16 protein-coding genes are annotated in these 18,405 nt (G+C 57.8%); 13 read left to right on the top strand and 3 right to left on the bottom strand.

Annotated elements, in window-relative coordinates:
• Positions 1–77: 77 nt before the first annotated feature.
• Complete coding sequence (gene ahpC, locus QMX84_RS00080; RefSeq protein ID WP_016780891.1) at positions 78–641, bottom strand: alkyl hydroperoxide reductase subunit C; 564 nt, start codon at positions 639–641, stop codon at positions 78–80.
• 172 nt (positions 642–813) lie between these two features.
• Entirely contained in the window at positions 814–1,752 is a 939-nt protein-coding gene (locus QMX84_RS00075) for a site-specific integrase (RefSeq protein WP_262125838.1), read from the bottom strand.
• Positions 1,753–1,930: 178 nt separating this feature from the next.
• Here QMX84_RS00075 and QMX84_RS00070 point away from each other — a divergent pair, with 178 nt between their 5' ends.
• From QMX84_RS00070 to QMX84_RS00010, 13 genes are all read left to right on the top strand, one after another.
• Complete coding sequence (locus QMX84_RS00070; protein ID WP_282362772.1) at positions 1,931–2,932, top strand: DNA-binding protein; 1,002 nt, start codon at positions 1,931–1,933, stop codon at positions 2,930–2,932.
• Between the two features lie 165 nt (positions 2,933–3,097).
• Positions 3,098–3,940, top strand: coding sequence for an iron uptake transporter permease EfeU (efeU, locus tag QMX84_RS00065; protein ID WP_282362771.1), 843 nt, complete (start codon positions 3,098–3,100; stop codon positions 3,938–3,940).
• Between the two features lie 8 nt (positions 3,941–3,948).
• The gene (gene efeO / locus QMX84_RS00060) at positions 3,949–5,142 is read left to right on the top strand and encodes an iron uptake system protein EfeO (protein WP_282362770.1); all 1,194 of its coding nucleotides are present in this window, start codon (positions 3,949–3,951) and stop codon (positions 5,140–5,142) included.
• 16 nt (positions 5,143–5,158) lie between these two features.
• On the top strand, positions 5,159–6,478 hold the full coding sequence (efeB, locus tag QMX84_RS00055) for an iron uptake transporter deferrochelatase/peroxidase subunit (RefSeq protein WP_262125834.1): 1,320 nt from the start codon (positions 5,159–5,161) through the stop codon (positions 6,476–6,478).
• Positions 6,479–6,520: 42 nt separating this feature from the next.
• Positions 6,521–7,345 (top strand): iron uptake system protein EfeO, encoded by an 825-nt coding sequence (gene efeO / locus QMX84_RS00050; protein ID WP_048371765.1) that lies wholly within the window; start codon positions 6,521–6,523, stop codon positions 7,343–7,345.
• Positions 7,346–7,826: 481 nt separating this feature from the next.
• A complete protein-coding gene (gene arnC, locus QMX84_RS00045; protein WP_262125833.1) occupies positions 7,827–8,834 on the top strand; it encodes an undecaprenyl-phosphate 4-deoxy-4-formamido-L-arabinose transferase in 1,008 nt (335 codons plus the stop codon).
• Between the two features lie 2 nt (positions 8,835–8,836).
• Positions 8,837–10,828: a bifunctional UDP-4-amino-4-deoxy-L-arabinose formyltransferase/UDP-glucuronic acid oxidase ArnA gene (gene arnA, locus QMX84_RS00040; protein ID WP_048371769.1), complete on the top strand. Its 1,992-nt coding sequence runs from the start codon at positions 8,837–8,839 to the stop codon at positions 10,826–10,828.
• Positions 10,828–11,712 carry a 4-deoxy-4-formamido-L-arabinose-phosphoundecaprenol deformylase gene (arnD, locus tag QMX84_RS00035; protein ID WP_262125831.1) on the top strand — a complete coding sequence of 295 codons (885 nt, stop codon included), beginning with the start codon at positions 10,828–10,830 and terminating at the stop codon, positions 11,710–11,712. Before arnA ends, arnD begins: the two co-directional genes overlap by 1 nt.
• Positions 11,709–13,358 carry a lipid IV(A) 4-amino-4-deoxy-L-arabinosyltransferase gene (gene arnT, locus QMX84_RS00030; protein ID WP_262125830.1) on the top strand — a complete coding sequence of 550 codons (1,650 nt, stop codon included), beginning with the start codon at positions 11,709–11,711 and terminating at the stop codon, positions 13,356–13,358. Before arnD ends, arnT begins: the two co-directional genes overlap by 4 nt.
• A complete protein-coding gene (arnE, locus tag QMX84_RS00025) occupies positions 13,355–13,699 on the top strand; it encodes a 4-amino-4-deoxy-L-arabinose-phosphoundecaprenol flippase subunit ArnE (protein ID WP_262125829.1) in 345 nt (114 codons plus the stop codon). The genes arnT and arnE overlap by 4 nt, the downstream gene beginning before the upstream one ends.
• The gene (gene arnF / locus QMX84_RS00020; protein WP_262125828.1) at positions 13,696–14,103 is read left to right on the top strand and encodes a 4-amino-4-deoxy-L-arabinose-phosphoundecaprenol flippase subunit ArnF; all 408 of its coding nucleotides are present in this window, start codon (positions 13,696–13,698) and stop codon (positions 14,101–14,103) included. Before arnE ends, arnF begins: the two co-directional genes overlap by 4 nt.
• Positions 14,100–15,464, top strand: coding sequence for a UDP-glucose/GDP-mannose dehydrogenase family protein (locus tag QMX84_RS00015; protein ID WP_153330298.1), 1,365 nt, complete (start codon positions 14,100–14,102; stop codon positions 15,462–15,464). Before arnF ends, QMX84_RS00015 begins: the two co-directional genes overlap by 4 nt.
• Positions 15,465–15,566: 102 nt before the next feature.
• Entirely contained in the window at positions 15,567–17,174 is a 1,608-nt protein-coding gene (locus QMX84_RS00010) for a glycosyltransferase family 39 protein (RefSeq protein WP_282362769.1), read from the top strand.
• 57 nt (positions 17,175–17,231) lie between these two features.
• On the opposite strand, the gene QMX84_RS00005 is transcribed toward QMX84_RS00010, so the two are convergent.
• Complete coding sequence (locus tag QMX84_RS00005) at positions 17,232–18,317, bottom strand: nitronate monooxygenase (RefSeq protein WP_282362768.1); 1,086 nt, start codon at positions 18,315–18,317, stop codon at positions 17,232–17,234.
• Positions 18,318–18,405: the final 88 nt, after the last annotated feature.

Here is an 18,405-nt window from a genome sequence, read left to right as displayed (position 1 = left end):
GCGAATGTCGCCCGGGCGTTTTGAGGGCGATGCTGCTGACAACTCAGGTGCGGATCACCGCCCTAGTCTTCACAGACTTAGATCTTGCCAACCAGGTCCAGCGAAGGAGCGAGGGTGGATTCACCTTCTTTCCATTTAGCTGGGCATACTTCGCCTGGGTGAGCAGCAACGTACTGAGCAGCCTTGATTTTGCGCAGCAGCTCGGAAGCGTCACGGCCAACACCGCCGTCGTTCAGTTCAACGATTTTGATCTGACCTTCTGGGTTGATCACGAAAGTACCGCGGTCAGCCAGACCTGCTTCTTCGATCAGAACGTCGAAGTTGCGGGAGATGGTCAGCGTAGGGTCGCCGATCATGGTGTACTGGATTTTGCCGATGGCTGGCGAAGTGTTGTGCCAGGCAGCGTGAGCAAAGTGGGTGTCAGTCGACACGCTGTAGATTTCCACGCCGAGTTTTTTGAACTCTTCGTAGTTGTCAGCCAGGTCTTCCAGCTCGGTTGGGCAAACGAAGGTGAAGTCGGCTGGGTAGAAGAACACTACAGACCACTTGCCTTTCAGGTCAGCGTCCGACACTTCCACGAAGCTGCCGTTTTTGTATGCAGTAGCTTTGAACGGTTTTACTTGGCTGTTGATGATAGGCATCGTTGACTCTCCGTCAGGGTTGAAAAGTTGATGGGGTGAATCCTAACAACTCATTTCGTATCTGGCTCATTGGTAAAGCTGATGCTCACGATTGGTTTTGACTATCAGCCGACCCTATAAATAGTCAAAAACTAAATATGGACCGAATGGCCGGCTTTCAAGTTGACGTCGATCAGCTACCAATGCGTTTTTCAGCGGTCATGCTCATCCCGGCAAACGGGGTGGACTCAACATAGCGCATGGCTGACTTGATGTCTTTCCAGCCGACGTAATTCATCAGCGACTTCAAGTCCCATCCACTTTGATGCGCCCATGTTGCAAAACCGCGACGCAGCGAGTGACTGGTGTAATGTTCGGCAGGTATGCCTGCTCGCTCCAGCGCCTGGCGCAGAAGCGGGATCACGCTATTAGCGTGCAAGCCCTCCTCACTCAGATTGCCCCAGCGATCAATACCCCTGAACACCGGGCCGCGTACCAGGGCTGCTGTATTCAGCCATTCGATGTAAGCCCGCACCGGGCATAGCCTCAGCAGCGCCGGGGTTTGAAAGGTCTTGCCCAGATTGTCGCGATCACTTTTGCTGCGCGGTAAATACAAGGTAATGCCCGAGCCTGCCACCGCCTGCACGTGCTCGACCTGCAAGCGACACAACTCATCGCTACGAAACCCGCGCCAGAACCCCAGCAGGATCAACGCCGCATCGCGCCGCGCGCGCAGCAGTCCCGGTTGATCCGCATTGGCCTGCGCGATATTCGCCTCACTTTCAAGCCAGTCAATGACTTGCTCCAGATGCTGCAACTGTAGCGGCGCAGCTTGTTTCTCTTGGGCCGGGTGCAGCGCGCGAATGCCCTTGAACACTTTGCGCACCACTGGCGACTTGGTCGGGTCGGCAAAGCCCTGGCTGTTATGCCACTGCGCGATAGCCGACAAACGCAGCTTGAGCGTGTTGATCGACAGCTGACCGGCATGCGCCACCAGATAGCGCGCCACGCTGTCGCTGGTGGCGGGCAAAAAGCCGCCCCAGGTCACTTCGAAGTGCTCGATAGCTGCCCGATAACTGCGACGGGTGTTATCGCGGGTCGCGGCGTTTAAGTAGCGATCCAGCTCGCTCATGCCCTGTTCTCTTGGTTGACGTACTGAAATAGCGCCTAAAAAACGGCTCGGGCGCTATGACACGGGATAATACCAGTATATCCCGCCTCAAAATCAGCAATTTAAAACAAAAATAAAGTGCTAATATAGTACGTAATTACAGGATACATACCACAGTACATAATCGTAGGAGAATGCCATGGCTCGTGGCGGCGTAAACAAGGCGGTGGTGCAAATAGCGCGCACGGCGATACTGGCTCGCGGCGAACACCCCAGCATCGATGCAGTACGAATTGAAATGGGCAACACCGGGTCGAAAACCACGATCCACCGCTACCTCAAGGAGCTCGACGAGACCGACTCACGTCGCGGCGTGCAGCACGAACAGCTAGGTGATGAGCTGAGCGAACTGGTCGCCCGCCTCGCCCAGCGCCTGAAAGAACAAGCGCAAGAGCCAATCGACCGCGCCGAAGCGCACTACGAGCAGCTCAAAGCAGAGTTGCGCGACCAACTGGCGCAAGCGCAGCAAGACCATCTGCAATTGCAGAAAGAGCTGGACATCCAGAACACGGCCTTGCAGCAAGAAACGGCGAACCTGGAAGCTACCCGTTCCATGCTGCAAACCGAGCAAACACGCAACGCTGCGCTCAATCAGGCGTGCAGCGATTTCGAGCTGCGCCTCAACGACCGCGACGAGCAGATCCGCTCACTGGAAGAAAAACACCTGCACGCCCGCGATGCGCTGGAGCATTACCGCAGCGCAGTCAAAGAGCAGCGCGAGCAGGAACAGCGCCGTCATGAAGGTCAACTGCAACAACTACAAATGGAATTGCGCCAAGCGCAGCAAAGCGCGCTGGTGCGTCAGGACGAAATCACCCAACTGCACCGCGATAACGAACGCGTACTCAGTGAAAGCCGCGCATTGAGCAAAGAGCTGAATCAAGCCAGCGATCAGCAGCACAAGCTGAGCAACCTGAATGAACGACTGACCGCCCAACTGAGCCAGCAAGAAAGCGAACGCACATTGCTGCAAGAACGCTTGCGGGTCGCCACCCAAGAAAGCCAGGCATTAAAAGAAGCGCAAAACCAGGCCCTTGAAGCCAGCGCAGCTTTGACATTTAGAGCCCTCAAGGCGGAGGCGGCACTGGAGACCCTCACTGCCAGCCCAAGCAACACCCCAAAAGAGGCTACCGAGAATTAACCCTTGAGCAGGCTTGCCCGTCAGTGCCACCAACTCCACGTGCAAGCCCGCTCCCAGAACATGCGTTCAGCAACCGTTCAGCCAATGAAATCGATTCTTGTTTAGCAATACGTATCAGTATGTTACAAATTAGCCACTACTAATTCGTGACGCGGTGCTCTCTTCATGCTTGTTCCTTTTCTGATCATGCTGCGCGAGGGCATTGAAGCCGCGCTTATCGTCGGCATTATTGCCAGCTACCTTAAGCAAACCGGTCGTGGGCAGTGGATGCCAGCGGTATGGATCGGGGTTTTCCTTGCCGCAGCCTTGTCCCTGCTGGTCGGTGGCGGCCTGAAGCTGATGAGCGCTGAATTCCCGCAAAAGCAACAAGAACTCTTTGAAGGCATCGTCGGCCTGATTGCCGTCGGCATCCTCAGCTCGATGGTGTTCTGGATGCGCAAAGTCGCGCGCTCCATTAAAAGCTCGCTGCACACCTCCCTTGACCACGCTCTTGCCGGCTCTAAACACCAGGTAACTGCGCTGATCGCCATGGTGTTTTTTGCCGTGGCCCGTGAAGGTCTGGAAACCGTGTTCTTCTTGCTCGCGGTTTTCCAGCAAAGCGAGGGCCCTGCAGCGCCTTTGGGCGCCCTGCTCGGTTTGATCCTGGCGATCTTTGTCGGTTTTGCGATCTACACCGGCAGCATGCGCCTGAACCTCGGCCTGTTTTTCCGTTGGACCGGGCTGTTCATTCTGGTGGTAGCGGCGGGCATTCTGGCCAACTCGGTCCAGGCCCTGCACGAAGCCGGCTTGTGGAATGCCCTGCAAGGCGTGGTGTTTGACATCAGCAGCACGCTGCCGATGGACGGCCCGCTCGGCTCGGTCCTCGCCGGCATGTTCGGCTATCAAGATGCGCCCACCATCAGCGTGCTCGGCGCTTATGTCATTTATCTGGTCGTGGCCCTGGTGATGTTCTTTCGCTCCCCGCCCGCTCTAAAGGTTGCCCAACCCTCTTCAGTGACGAACTCATAAGGTCCTGCATGTCTACCCCTGCAAGCGGTACACCCCCTCGCGCACTGCGCTGGGCGGTGGCCGGTTCGGTGATCGTTATGATCGCGGCCGGCGGTTTGTTCTATTACGCCTCGCAACTGGCTGCCGCCAAACGCAAGGTTCACAGCAATGAAATCACCGTTACGATTCACCCGCACAGCTGCGAACCGAATGAGCTAACAGTTCCGGCAGGCTTTAACAGCTTCCGCATCGTCAACGCCTCGGAACGCGCGGTGGAATGGGAAATCCTCGACGGCGTACTGGTGATCGAAGAGCGCGAAAACATTGCCCCCGGTTTGAGCCAAGTGATCAATGCCACGCTCAATCCCGGCGATTACGCCATTACTTGCGGCCTGCTCAGCAACCCGCGCGGCAAGCTCCATGTCACACCGACCGCCGAATCTGAAGCCAAGGCCAAGGCACGCCCGTCGATGGTGGCGTTTATCGGCCCGCTGTCTGAGTTCCGGGTGTATTTGAGCAGCCAGAGCAATGCGCTGATCAAAGCGATCGACGCTTTGTCGCAAGCCATCAGCAGTGGCGACCTTACCCAGGCGCAAGCGCTCTATGTTCCGGCCCGCGAGGCTTATCAGCGCCTGGCGCCCGCCGCGCAACGCTTGGGCGAACTGGACAACACCCTGAATGCCCGCGCCGACTATTTTGAAAAACGCGAGCAGGATCCGGGTTTCAGCGGATTCCATCGTCTCGAATATGGCCTTTTTGATCAACGCAGCACCCAGGGCCTGGCGCCTGTGGCCGAACAACTGCAAGCCAATGCGGCATTGCTCAAGCAGCAATTGATGGCGCAATCCCTGCCGCCTGAGCAGTTAGTCAGCATCGTTTCGCGCACGCTGCACAACATGGCCGACACCCGCGCCACCAGCGGCGAAGAAGAGCGCTACAGCCATATCGACCTCAACGGTTTTGCCGCCAACCTGCAAACCACCCGCAAAGTGGTTGACCTGTTGCGCCCGCTGCTGGCCAAAAACAATGCTGACATCCTGCTCAACATTGATAACGCCAGCACTGCACTCGACTCCGAACTCGACTCCTTTAAAACCGCTCAGGGCTATGCCACGTACGACACGGTAAGCGCCGCCCAGCGTCAAGCAATCAGTAACAAGGCCAAGGCTCTGGCCGATGCACTCGATGGAATCGATCCAGCCCTCGGCCTTTCCGGCCTGTAATGCAGACGAGACGCACATGAGCGATTCAGACAACACCCAGAATGAAATCAACCTGCAACGTCGTCGCGTACTGCTCGGCATGGGCGTCGCCGGGGCCGCACTGGCAGGCAGCGCTCTCAGTTGCCCGGCCATGGCCGCCAGCGGTGCAGCCAATGCGCAAGTGACTCAGGCACCCAGCAGCGACAAGACCCAGGATCACCACGAGTTCCACGGCCAGCACCAAAACGGCATCGTCACGCCTCGCCCGGCCGCCGGCATGCTGGTGTCCTTTGATGTACTTGCCACTGATCGCGCAGACCTCGAACGCCTGTTCCGCACCCTGAACGAACGCATCGCGTTTCTGACCAAGGGCGGCCCGGTGACACAAGTCGACCCCAAACTGCCACCCACCGACTCAGGCATCCTCGGCCCGGTGGTTACGCCTGACAACCTGACCGTGACGGTATCGGTCGGCGAGTCGCTGTTTGATGAACGTTATGGCCTGAGCAGCGTAAAGCCCAAGCACCTGAGCCGCATGCAGGGCTTTCCCAACGACGCGCTGGAGCCTGCCTTTTGCCATGGTGATTTGAGCCTGCAATTTTGCGCCAACACCGCCGACACCAACATCCACGCCCTGCGCGACATCGTTAAAAACCTGCCCGACCTGTTGCTAGTGCGCTGGAAGCAAGAAGGCACAGTACCGCCGCAAGCGCCCACCAAACCGGGCGTTCCCCCGCAGAGCGCGCGCAACTTCCTGGGTTTCCGTGATGGCTCAGCCAACCCGGACTCCAACGACAACACCCTGATGAACAGCATCGTCTGGGTCCAGCCAGGCAGCGACGAACCCAAGTGGGCGGTCGATGGCAGCTACCAGGCGGTGCGCATCATTCGCAACTTTGTCGAACGCTGGGACCGCACGCCGCTGCAAGAGCAGCAAAGCATCTTCGGCCGCAACAAGGCCAGCGGCGCACCGATGGATGGCCATCACGAAACCGACGTACCGGATTACAGCAAAGACCCTGAAGGCAAAGTCACCAAGCTGGATGCGCACATCCGCCTGGCCAACCCGCGCACTGCCGAAACCAGCAAAAGCTTGATCTTGCGCCGCCCGTTCAACTACTCGAACGGTGTCAACAAGAACGGTCAACTGGACATGGGCCTGCTGTTTATCTGCTACCAGAGCAATCTGGAAAACGGCTTCATCGCCGTACAGACCCGACTCAATGGTGAGCCACTGGAGGAATACCTTAAGCCAATTGGCGGAGGTTACTTCTTTACCTTGCCGGGCGTACGCGACGACAAAGACTTTATTGGGCGCTCGCTGCTGAATGCCGCAGCGCCCCTGACTCGAACTTGATTTCACCCCCAACCTGAACCTAAAACAAACCGGAAAAGTCCCATGAAGAAGACGCCGCTCGCACTGTTTATCGCTCTAGGTTTGCTCCATACCCCGCTCTCGGTATTCGCGGCGAATGCACCACTGGACCTGGTGCAACCTGTATCGGACTACAAGATTTACGTCACTGATGAAATCGACACGCTGGCGCAAGAAACCCAGAAGTTCACCGACGCCATCAAAAAGGGCGACCTAGCCACCGCCAAAAAGCTCTACGCACCGACCCGCGTGCATTACGAGTCGATTGAGCCGATTGCCGAACTGTTCAGTGACCTCGACGCGTCTATCGACTCCCGGGTTGATGACCATGAGAAAGGCGTGACCGCTGAAGACTTCACCGGCTTCCACCGCATCGAATACACCCTGTTCTCCGAGAACACCACCAAGGGTCTCGATGTACTGGCTGACAAACTCAATGCCGACGTCAAAGACTTGCAAACCCGCGTTGCCGGTCTAACCTTCCCGCCAGATAAGGTCGTGGGCGGTGCGGCTGCGCTGATGGAAGAAGTGGCTGCGACCAAGATTTCTGGCGAAGAAGACCGTTACAGCCATACCGACCTGTATGACTTCCAGGGCAACGTAGACGGCGCGAAGAAGATTTTCGACTTGTTCCGTCCGCAAATTGCAGCCAATGACAAAGCTTTTGCCGACAAGGTCGACAAAAACTTCGCCACGGTTGACAAGATCCTGGCCAAGTACAAAACCAAAGATGGCGGTTTTGAAACCTACGACAAGGTCAAGGATAACGACCGCAAGGCACTGGTTGGCCCGGTTAACACTCTGGCCGAAGACCTGTCTACATTGCGCGGCAAGCTGGGCTTGAACTAAACCCGCTTGAACAGCGCCAATCTGTGTGACGCATTTCACAAATCCGCAGGTTGGCGCTGTTTTTTGCGTCCGTTAAAAAAAGTCATTTTTCTGTGTAATGAATGACTTGGATCATTGTTTAAAATCGCCAAAACCCCATCCTTGTTACCCGATACATTTCCCCCACACTTTTACCCATAAAGCCGCGGGCCAAGCGCTACACGGGGTTTCCTGAATAGCACCTGTCTGCCCCCTAAAAACATGGCCTTTTGATTCAACTTTCATAGGTTTTTCACACCTCTGCGTTTAACGTAGGCGTCAGCTTTTAGGAATAACAAAAATAGTTTGTAAGAAAAATCATGTAGATAACGTAGTTTGATGACTTTACCTTCGTCAGTTTTAGGCTTTAATGCCTGCAGGCGTAATCTGTCTAGCGCGCCTGAACAGGCCGACTTCTCAGACGAGTCATCTTGTACCATTGAAACTGACTGGAACGAATAACTTGAAACCCTACCCTATCCAGTGCGTGTCGATCGTCATTCCGGTCTACAACGAAGAACAGAGCCTGCCTGAGCTGCTGCGCCGTACCGAATCAGCCTGTGCCCAGCTTACCCAAGCTTACGAAATCGTACTGGTCGACGATGGCAGCCGAGACAAATCGGCGCAAATCCTGCAAGACGCTGCCGAACGTGAAGGCAGCCCGGTAGTGGCGGTGATCCTCAACCGTAACTATGGACAACATGCCGCCATCATGGCCGGCTTTGAAAACTCCAAGGGCGATGTAGTCATCACCCTGGACGCTGACTTGCAAAACCCTCCAGAAGAAATCCCCCGTCTGGTTGCCCAGGCAGCCTTGGGCTATGACGTGGTTGGTACTGTGCGCAACAACCGTCAGGACTCGGCCTGGCGCCGCTGGCCTTCGCGCCTCATCAACCTGGCCGTACAGCGTTCCACCGGCGTTGCCATGAGCGACTACGGCTGCATGCTGCGCGCCTATCGCCGTTCGATTGTCGACGCGATGCTGGCATGCCGCGAGCGCAGCACCTTTATCCCGATTCTCGCCAACAGCTTTGCCCGCCACACCACCGAGGTGCTGGTGCAGCACGCCGAGCGTGAACACGGCGATTCGAAATACAGCCCGATGCGCCTGATCAACCTGATGTTTGACTTGATCACCTGCATGACCACCACCCCCCTGCGCCTGCTGAGCATCATTGGCTTCAGCATGGCCTTGCTGGGCGGCGTTTTCGCCATTCTGCTGATCGTACTGCGCCTGATCTTTGGCGCTACCTGGGCGGGCGACGGCACCTTCGTACTGTTTGCCGTGCTGTTTGTGTTCACCGGCGGCCAATTCATTGGCATGGGCCTGCTGGGTGAGTACCTGGGACGTATGTACAGCGATGTGCGTGCACGCCCTCGGTTCTTCATCGAGAAAATCGTCCGCGCAGAGCCGGCCACTGAAACTGCTACACCTTGCAACTCGTCTTCTTCTACTTCGACACAGGTCTAACCATGAGTTTGAAAGCCGTTGTTTTCGCCTATCACGATATTGGCTGCACAGGCATCGAAGCCCTGCTCAATGCAGGCTACGACATTGCTGCCGTGTTCACCCATGCTGATGACCCCTCGGAAAATAACTTCTACGGTTCTGTGGCCCAACTGTGCGCCCGTAAAGGCATTCCGGTACACGCTCCGGAAGATGCTAACCACCCACTGTGGATCGAGCGCATTCGCAAACTGAATGCCGACTACATTTTCTCGTTCTACTACCGCAACCTGCTGGGCGAAGAACTGCTGGCCAGCTCCAGCAAAGGCGCGTTCAACCTGCACGGTTCCCTGCTGCCCCGCTACCGCGGCCGCGCTCCAGCCAACTGGGTACTGGTCAACGGCGAAACCGAAACCGGCGTTACCCTGCACCGCATGGTCAAACGCGCCGATGCCGGTGACATTGTGGCCCAGGAACGCATCAGCATTGAGCGCAGCGACACCGCGCTGAGCCTGCACGCCAAGCTGCGTGAAACCGCTGCAAAACTGCTGGCAGAAACCTTGCCTGTGCTGCCTGAAGGCAAGCTCAAAGAAACCCCGCAAGACGAATCCAAGGCCACTTACTTCGGTCGTCGTACTGCCGCTGATGGCCTGCTGCAGTGGAACCGCCCGGCTGAAGAACTGTTCAACCTGGTCCGTGCGGTCACCCAGCCGTATCCAGGAGCGTTCTGCGCCGTTGGCGAGCACAAACTGATTGTCTGGGCCAGCGAAGTGGTTGCCGGCAACGAAGGCCAGGCACCGGGCAACGTGATCAGCTGCGACCCGCTGCGTATCGCTTGCGGCAAAGACTCGCTGGTGATCACCGCCGGTCAGCGCAACGACAACGGCCTGTACCTGAGCGGCCCGCAACTGGCTCGTGAACTGGGTCTGGTTGACGGCTCGCGTCTGCGTGGCAGCGAATCCGGCCGTCCGGCCCGTCGTACCCGCGTTCTGATCCTGGGCGTTAACGGCTTTATCGGTAACCACCTGTCCGAGCGTCTGCTGCAAGACGACCGCTACGAAGTGTACGGCCTGGACATCGGCTCTGATGCCATTGACCGCCTGCGCAGCCACCCGAACTTCCACTTCGTTGAAGGCGATATCAGCATCCACACCGAGTGGATCGAGTACCACATCAAGAAGTGCGACGTGATCCTGCCGCTGGTCGCCATCGCCACGCCGATCGAATACACCCGCAACCCGCTGCGCGTATTCGAACTGGACTTCGAAGAGAACCTCAAGCTGGTTCGCTACTGCGTCAAGTACAACAAGCGCGTGATCTTCCCGTCCACGTCCGAAGTGTATGGCATGTGCCAGGACCAGAACTTCGACGAAGACACCTCAAACCTGATTGTTGGCCCGATCAACAAGCAGCGCTGGATCTACTCCGTGTCCAAGCAACTGCTGGACCGCGTGATCTGGGCTTACGGTACCAAAGGCCTGAAGTTCACCCTGTTCCGTCCGTTCAACTGGATGGGCCCGCGTCTGGACCGTCTGGACTCGGCTCGTGTTGGCAGCTCGCGCGCCATCACTCAGTTGATCCTGCACCTCGTGGAAGGCACCCCGATCCGTCTGGTTGACGGTGGTGCTCAGAAGCGCTGCTTCACTGACGTGGCTGACGGCATCGAAGCCCTGGCACGCATCATTGAAAACAAAGACGGCAAATGTGACGGCCAGATCATCAACATCGGCAACCCGGAAAACGAAGCCAGCATTCGTGAACTGGGCCATGAGTTGCTGCGTCAGTTCGAAGCGCACCCGCTGCGTGACAACTTCCCGCCGTTCGCCGGTTTCCGCGACGTGGAAAGCCAGTCGTTCTACGGCACCGGCTACCAGGACGTAAGCCACCGCAAGCCAAGCGTTGAGAACGCACGTCGCCTGATCGACTGGACACCGACCACCGAGCTGAGCGAAACCATCGGCAAGACTCTGGATTTCTTCCTGCGTGAAGCCATGGTTGAAATCGCGGAAAAACGTTAATGCAAGCTGGACTACGTATTGATGTCGACACCTACCGAGGCACCCGTGAAGGGGTGCCGCGGTTACTCGAATTGCTCGACGAAGCCGATGTAAAAGCCACGTTTTTCTTTAGTGTGGGGCCGGACAACATGGGCCGCCATTTATGGCGCCTGATCAAGCCCCAGTTCTTCTGGAAAATGATGCGCTCCAAGGCTGCCAGCCTGTACGGCTGGGATATTTTGCTGGCCGGCACCGCCTGGCCAGGCAAACCGATTGGCAAGGATCTGGGGCATTTGATGCGCCAGACCCTGGCCGCGGGCCACGAGGTGGGCTTGCACGCGTGGGATCACCACGGCTGGCAGGCCAACACCGGGCGCTGGAGCGAGGCACAGCTGATCGAGCAGATTCGCCGGGGTGTTGACACCCTGAGCGACATCACCGGGCAAGCGGTCGAATGTTCGGCCGCCGCCGGTTGGCGCGCAGATGAACGCGTAGTCCAGGCCAAAGAAACCTTTGGCTTTCGTTACAACAGCGATTGCCGCGGGCACAGTCTGTTTCGGCCAAGGTTGGCCGACGGCAAACTGGGCGCGCCGCAAATCCCTGTTGATTTGCCTACATTCGATGAAGTAGTCGGGCCCGAGCTGAGTGCTGCCGACTTCAATTCATACATTCTTGATCGCTTCAGCCCGCAAAAGCTGAACGCGTACACCATCCATGCAGAAGTAGAAGGGATTCTAATGGCCAATGACTTTCGTCAATTGCTGACGCAGGCCCGTGCCCGCGACATTCACTTTCAGCCCCTTAAGGACTTATTACCCGCCGATATCGACAGCTTGCCCGCTGGCCAATTGAGCCGTGGCGTGCTGGATGGTCGTGAAGGCTGGCTGGGAGTGCAGAAGCCATGACTCAACGCTGGATGATTCCACTGCTGGTTTTAGCTTTTATCGCCTTTTACCTGTTACCCCTGGGCACCCACGGTCTGTGGATCCCGGACGAAGCGCGTTATGCGCAAATCGGCCAGCAAATCCTGGTCGACGGTAACTGGGTTACCCCGCACTTCATGGACATACGCTACTTCGAGAAGCCGATTGCCGGTTACTGGATGATCGCTATCGGCCAGGCCATTTTTGGTGAAAACCTGTTTGGCGTGCGCATTGCCTCGGCGATTGCCACCGGCCTGAGCGTGTTGCTGGCCTACCTGGTCGCCCGCCGCCTGTGGAACGACCCGCGCAAGAGCTTCGCCTGCGCGCTGGTGTACATGACCTTCGGCCTCATTGCTGGCCAGGCCGGCTACTCCAACCTTGATCCGCAGTTCACCCTGTGGGTCAACCTGAGCCTGGTTGCCCTGTGGTTTGCGGTCGATACCCAGGACTCACGTCAGCGCCTGTTCAGTTGGGCGCTGCTGGGTTTTGCCTGCGGCATGGGCTTTATGACCAAGGGCTTCCTGGCCCTATTGCTGCCGGTGCTGATCGCCCTGCCCTACATGATCTGGCAAAAGCGTTTTCTGGAGCTGGTCAAATACGGCCTGGTTGCCATGCTGGTTGCGGCCGTCGTGTCGTTGCCCTGGGTATTGGCGGTGCACGCACAAGAGCCGGATTACTGGCGCTTCTTCTTCTGGCACGAGCACATCCGCCGCTTTGCCGGTGAAGATGCCCAGCACGGTCGCCCATGGTGGTTCTACCTGCCGCTGATGGTGGTTTCCAGCTTGCCGTGGGCGGCCCTGCTGCCGGCCACACTCAAAGATGCCTGGAGCCAGAAGCGTCAGACCGGCGTGATCTTTGTGCTGATGTGGATGTTGCTGCCGCTGGCCTTGTTCAGCCTGAGCAAGGGCAAACTGCCGACCTACATCATGCCGTGCATGCTGCCTCTGGCCCTGTTGCTGGGCCACGCGCTGATGGACCGCGTTGATCAGGCGAAAACCCTGTCACTGCGCCTCAATGGCCTGGTTAACCTGCTGATTGGCGCCGTGGCCTTGCTGGCCCTGATCTTCTTCCAGATCAAAAAGCCTTTCTACGACAACGAGCCGCTACACATGGCTTTGCTGGTCGTGGTCTTACTGACCTGGATCGTTACCGGCCTGCTGGCCATGACCCGTCCGCTGAAAATGTGGGCGGCGCCTGCTGTGGCCATGGGCGTTCTGGTACTGGTGTTGCCAGCCAGCATGCCAAGCAGCGTGGTGCACAACAAAATGCCTGACCAGTTTGTGCTGCATCATCTGGACGCATTGAAGCCTGCGACTGCCCTGCTGAGTAACGACTTGGGCGCCGCATCGGCACTGTCATGGCGCCTGCGTCGTCCAGACGTAACGCTGTACAACACGCAGGGCGAGGTCAAATACGGCCTGACCTATGACGATGCCAAAGGCAAAAGCATTGGTCTGGAAGAGGTTCAGCAATGGCTTGCCGATGCACGTCTCAAAGGCCCGGTAGGTGTTGTGATGCGGGTCAAGGACAGCGATGAAACCCATGAAATGGACATGCTGCCCAAAGATGCCGAACGCTTTGACGAAGGCAACATGGTGATTTTGATCTACCCGCAGACCACTCCATGACCCTCACCCTGTTGCTCATGGCATGTCTGTTGACGTGCGCAGGCCAGGTGGCCCAGAAGTACGCCGTCGAAAGCTGGCGTGGGCCTGAGTCGGGGTTCGCGCAAAAGTTGCGCTCTCCCTGGCTGTGGCTGGCCCTGCTGTGCCTGGGCCTGGGTTTGCTGGTGTGGTTGCTGGTGTTGCAACGCCTTGAAGTGGGCATCGCTTACCCGATGCTCAGCCTCAACTTTGTCCTGATCACCCTGGTAGCCCGCTACCTGTTTAAAGAAACCATCGACCTGCGCCACTGGTGTGGCGTGGGCCTGGTGATTGCCGGTGTGGTTCTGCTGGGGCAACACGCATGAGTCTGCGCCGAGGTTTTACCTTTGCCTGCGCCAGCGTATTGCTGGTCAGTGGCGCCCAGTTGGGCATGCGCTGGAGCATGACGCGCTTGCCGGAACCGACACAGTGGCTGGAGGCAATCAGCCAAGGAGACGTTTCAATCAGCGCATTGGCCGTCGTGTTTGCCGCGATCATGGCCTACGCGCTGTCGATGCTCTGCTGGTTGCTGGCCTTGCGCGACCTGCCCTTGGGGCGGGCCTATTCGCTGCTCAGCTTCAGCTACGCTCTGGTCTACCTGCTGGCCGCCAGCCTGCCGGTGTTCCATGAGAGCTTCACCCTTTCAAAAACCCTTGGGGTGGCCTTGGTCATTCTGGGGGTGCTGACGATCAACTCTCGACGTACCCCAAGTTCCAGGAACAGCGCATGAAAATCAGTGTATTTGGTAGTGGTTATGTAGGCCTGGTGCAGGCAACGGTATTGGCGGAAGTCGGCCACGACGTGATTTGCATGGACATTGATCAGAAAAAGGTCGAGCTGTTACAGCAAGGTCACGTCAGCATTTTTGAGCCGGGGCTTTCGAGCCTCGTGCGTGAAAACCTTGAAAGCAAGCGCCTGCGCTTTACTAGCGACGAGAAAACCGCTGTTGAGCATGGCCAGGTACTGTTTATCGCCGTTGGCACTCCGCCCAGCGAAGACGGCTCTGCTGATCTCAAAGCGGTCTTCTCGGTGGGCGACGCAGTTGCCCGCCACCGCGTAGAACCAGCCATTCTGGTCGAGAAATCCACCGTGCCCGTGGGCACCGGTGACGCACTGACCGCGCACATCAACAAAGCGCTGGAACAAGCCGGCCGCTCGTTGCAATTCGACGTGGTGTCCAACCCGGAGTTCCTTAAGGAAGGCTCGGCCGTCAGCGACTGCCGCCGCCCGGACCGCATCATCATTGGTTGCGAGCGCGACGAAGTGCGCGACGTGATGCGTGATCTGTACGCGCCGTTCAACCGCAACCATGACCGCATCATCAACATGGACCTGCGCAGCGCCGAGCTGACCAAGTACGCCGCCAACTGCATGCTGGCGACCAAAATCAGCTTCATCAACCAGATCGCCGAACTGGCCGAACACTTGGGTGCGGACATTGAGTCGGTGCGTCTGGGCATCGGTGCCGACACCCGTATTGGCTACCACTTTATCTACCCTGGCTGCGGCTATGGCGGTTCGTGCTTCCCTAAAGACATGCGCGCGTTGATCCACAGCGCTCAGCAAGTCAACTGCTCCAGCGACCTGCTGCAAGCTGTAGAAGCCATCAACGAACGTCAGAAACACAAACTGTTTGATCGTATCAATGCCTACTTCAAAGGCGACCTCAAGGGCAAAACCTTTGCCTTGTGGGGCCTGGCGTTCAAACCCAACACCGACGACATGCGCGACGCGCCTAGCCGCGTACTGATGGAAGCTTTGTGGGCCGCGGGTGCAGACGTTCGCGCCTTCGACCCTGAAGCCATGCAAGAAACCCAGCGCCTGTACGGTGATGAACCTCGCCTGAGCCTGATGGGCACGCCGGAATCCGTGCTGCAAGGCGCCGATGCTTTGATCGTGTGCACTGAATGGCAGCAGTTCAAGGCGCCAGATTTTGACCTGATCAAACAACGCCTGAAAACCCCGGTGATTTTCGACGGTCGTAACCTGTATGACAGCGAGCGCCTGACCCGCGCGGGCTTGCAGTACTTCCCGATGGGGCGCGGCGAGTCTATCAACTTGCCGGTTTCACAAGGCGCTACAGCCGTTTAACGCTTCAACAGCGCCGCCATTGGTAACAATGGCGGCGTTTTTTATGGATGAAATTCGACTGTTTGCCCCTGCACGCCCCCTATTGAGTCAAGGAAACTCGACATGCCGGCTTTCTCTTCCCCCAGCGTTTTACGTGCCTTGCACCGACAGTCACTGCTACTGGGGGCGTTGACCTTACTGCTGTTTATTGTGGGTGATATTCACCAGGCTGCGATCGGCTTTGATTCGCGCTTTGTGATGTTTGCCAAGGAAATGCTGCGTCACGGCCCAAGCTTTTTCCCTACCACCTATGGCGAGCCCTACGCTGATTACAACGCCACCACCACCGTGTTTACCTGGCTGCTGTCGTTGCCATTTGGCGAGGTCAACAGCCTCACCGCCTGGCTGCCCACCGCTATTGCCAGCTCGATCATTGTGACCCTGATCTATCGCCTGGTAGCCCCGCAATCCACGACATGGGCCTTGCTCAGCGTGGCGCTGCTGTTACTCAGCATGACCTTCATCACCGAAACCCGCGCCGTGTCGCTGGACCAAATGCTCGCGGCGGTTAGCCTTGGCGCGTTCTATCTGGCGTATGCCCACGATCACTTTGAAGCACCGCGCCGCCACTTCTGGCTGCTGCTGTTGCTGGTCCTCGGTTTTGCCATTCGCGGCCCGATTGGTCTGGTGATTCCCACCGGCATGCTCTGCAGTTACTTCCTGCTCAGCGGCCAGTGGCGCCGCATGATCAGCGTAGGTTTGCAGGCACTGGTGATTTTGCTGCTGTGCATTGGCCTGCTGTTGTTTCTGGCTTGGGTCAGTGGCGGGCAAGCGTTTGTACAAGACGTGATCCGCATGCAGGTCACGGGTCGTATCGACGGCTCTGAAGGCGCCAGCGGCCCCTTTTACTACTTCACCAGTTCCATGGGTAACTACGCCCTCGCCTATCCATTGGCCGTACTGGTGCTGGTTGTTGTCTTGATCGCCGGGCGTAAGCCGTCGAGTCCGGCCTTGCATCTGGTCAAGTATTGCGCCGCAGCCGGCTTGATCGTGATGATCGGCCTGTCGGTCCCGCAAGCGAAAAAAGCCCGTTACTTATTGCCGATGCTGCCGATGGCCGCAATTATTGCCGCGTACCCGTTTCAAGGCGTTCGAGGTCGGGCATTCAGCGCATTGCGCGTGTTTATTCAAGCCATTGCGCTGGTGTTGCCGGCCTTGTTGATTGCCGGGCTGATGGTCGCAAGCAAGCGTTTCGCCGACCAACTGCCGCCCCTGAACGCGATCTATATCATTTTGGGCGTGTTGCAGGTCATCGCAGTGGGTCTGCTGTTCAAGGCGCAGTTGCGCGCTGTGGGCTTGGCTGCGTGTGCGGTATTGGCGATGTGGAGCAGCTATATTCTGGTGCTCGAACCGGCTGAGCAGAACGCCTACAACACTCGCGATTTCACCCTCAACGCCCTGCACCTGATCGACCAATCACCCGCGCCGCTAGTGTTGCACGGCATGGGCAAAGACGCCAAAGCCATCAAGTTCATGGTTAACGTGGATCGCGACTTGCTGCCGGTATTCACCCAGTCAGCGGTTGAATTGACGGCCTTGCAAGCGCCGGTATGGATCGTGATGGACCGCAAGGACTATCAAGCACTGCAAGGCACCGAGTTGGGCAATATTGTTCCGGCATTGACCGGTCAGTTCGACAAGAACGACTTCGTGTTGCTGCATTTGCCCTGAACCTTGGATAAGCACAGAGGCTGCGGCATATGCGCCGCAGCCTCGATCACCCCGAACTTATTGACCCGTTGAACGCGCCTGATAGTCGTCAATCAGCTTGCGGGTCAGCTCAAACGATGACAGCTCAGCCGTGCGCCCAGGGCTCAACGGGAACGCCTGGCCAGCCCACAAGTTGATGAAATCGCCAGAGCCGGCAGGCTCGGATTTGGCTTTCAGGGGCAGCAATACGCCGCCAGCCAGCGGGAACGCCGGGGCTTGCGGGTTAATCGGGCCAATCTCTCGCATCACTCGATTCAGAATGCCCCGCGCCGGTCGCCCGGTGAACAGGTTAGTCAGTGCCGTATCACTGGAGCTGGCTTCGCGCAGCGCACGGTGATGAGGCCTGGATATTTTCGCTTGCGGGCAAAACAGGTACGCGGTGCCGATTTGCACGGCGCTTGCGCCCAAGGCAAAGGCTGCTGCGATACCGCGCGCATCGGCAATCCCGCCAGCGGCAATTACCGGCACCGAGACCGCATCAGCGATTTGTGGGACCAACGCGAAGGTGCCGATCTGGCTGGTCCACTCCGTGGTTAAAAACATCGCCCGATGGCCACCTGCTTCATTGCCCATGGCAACAATGGCATCGCAACCGTGGCGTTCGAGCCACTGTGCTTCTTCGACAGTGGTTGCCGAACTGAGAATCTTCGCGCCCGTGGCTTTGACCCGCGCCATCAACTCTGGGGCCGGCAGCGCAAAGTGGAAACTCACCACCGCAGGCCGCAGCTCCTCGACCAGCGCACACGTGGCCTCATCAAAAGGCGCACGAACGGAGACTGGAGTGGGTGCGTCAAAGTCGGCGCCGAGTTCGGCGTAATAGTCTTTAAACAACGCCTTCCAGCGCTGAATATGCGCCTCGTCGTATGCCGGGGCCTGGTGACAAAAGAAGTTCAAATTGAACGGCTGGTCAGTAGCAGCACGGAAGGCGGCGACCTCCTCACGGATCGCATCATGACTCAACGTGGCGCAGGCCAGAGAGCCCAGACCACCCGCCTTTGCCACACCGATCATTACATCGGCGCCAGCACCGAGCATGGGCGCCTGAATGATCGGAACGCTAATGCCAACCAGGTCGATAAAGCGCGAGTCAGGCCATTGAGCCATTGGGGGGTCTCTCTACGGTCAATAATCAGAAGCTGGATAGTAACGCGTAGGAGCGAGCTTGCCTCGCGATCTTTTAAAGCAGCAAAAG

Origin of the sequence: Pseudomonas sp. PS01297, assembly GCF_029959305.1 — a bacterium.
Taxonomy (GTDB): domain Bacteria; phylum Pseudomonadota; class Gammaproteobacteria; order Pseudomonadales; family Pseudomonadaceae; genus Aquipseudomonas; species Aquipseudomonas helleri.
This window is presented reverse-complemented; position numbering and strand designations above follow the sequence as displayed.

What these genes read in the sequence shown, in the direction of transcription:
- efeO (WP_048371765.1), top strand. Translation starts at nt 6,521, where the DNA reads ATGAAGAAGACGCCGCTCGCACTGTTTATCGCTCTAGGTTTGCTCCAT.
- QMX84_RS00075 (WP_262125838.1), bottom strand. Translation starts at nt 1,752, where the DNA reads ATGAGCGAGCTGGATCGCTACTTAAACGCCGCGACCCGCGATAACACC.
- arnF (WP_262125828.1), top strand. Translation starts at nt 13,696, where the DNA reads ATGAGTCTGCGCCGAGGTTTTACCTTTGCCTGCGCCAGCGTATTGCTG.
- efeU (WP_282362771.1), top strand. Translation starts at nt 3,098, where the DNA reads ATGCTTGTTCCTTTTCTGATCATGCTGCGCGAGGGCATTGAAGCCGCG.
- efeB (WP_262125834.1), top strand. Translation starts at nt 5,159, where the DNA reads ATGAGCGATTCAGACAACACCCAGAATGAAATCAACCTGCAACGTCGT.
- QMX84_RS00010 (WP_282362769.1), top strand. Translation starts at nt 15,567, where the DNA reads ATGCCGGCTTTCTCTTCCCCCAGCGTTTTACGTGCCTTGCACCGACAG.
- efeO (WP_282362770.1), top strand. Translation starts at nt 3,949, where the DNA reads ATGTCTACCCCTGCAAGCGGTACACCCCCTCGCGCACTGCGCTGGGCG.
- QMX84_RS00005 (WP_282362768.1), bottom strand. Translation starts at nt 18,317, where the DNA reads ATGGCTCAATGGCCTGACTCGCGCTTTATCGACCTGGTTGGCATTAGC.
- QMX84_RS00070 (WP_282362772.1), top strand. Translation starts at nt 1,931, where the DNA reads ATGGCTCGTGGCGGCGTAAACAAGGCGGTGGTGCAAATAGCGCGCACG.
- arnD (WP_262125831.1), top strand. Translation starts at nt 10,828, where the DNA reads ATGCAAGCTGGACTACGTATTGATGTCGACACCTACCGAGGCACCCGT.
- ahpC (WP_016780891.1), bottom strand. Translation starts at nt 641, where the DNA reads ATGCCTATCATCAACAGCCAAGTAAAACCGTTCAAAGCTACTGCATAC.
- arnT (WP_262125830.1), top strand. Translation starts at nt 11,709, where the DNA reads ATGACTCAACGCTGGATGATTCCACTGCTGGTTTTAGCTTTTATCGCC.
- arnE (WP_262125829.1), top strand. Translation starts at nt 13,355, where the DNA reads ATGACCCTCACCCTGTTGCTCATGGCATGTCTGTTGACGTGCGCAGGC.
- QMX84_RS00015 (WP_153330298.1), top strand. Translation starts at nt 14,100, where the DNA reads ATGAAAATCAGTGTATTTGGTAGTGGTTATGTAGGCCTGGTGCAGGCA.
- arnA (WP_048371769.1), top strand. Translation starts at nt 8,837, where the DNA reads ATGAGTTTGAAAGCCGTTGTTTTCGCCTATCACGATATTGGCTGCACA.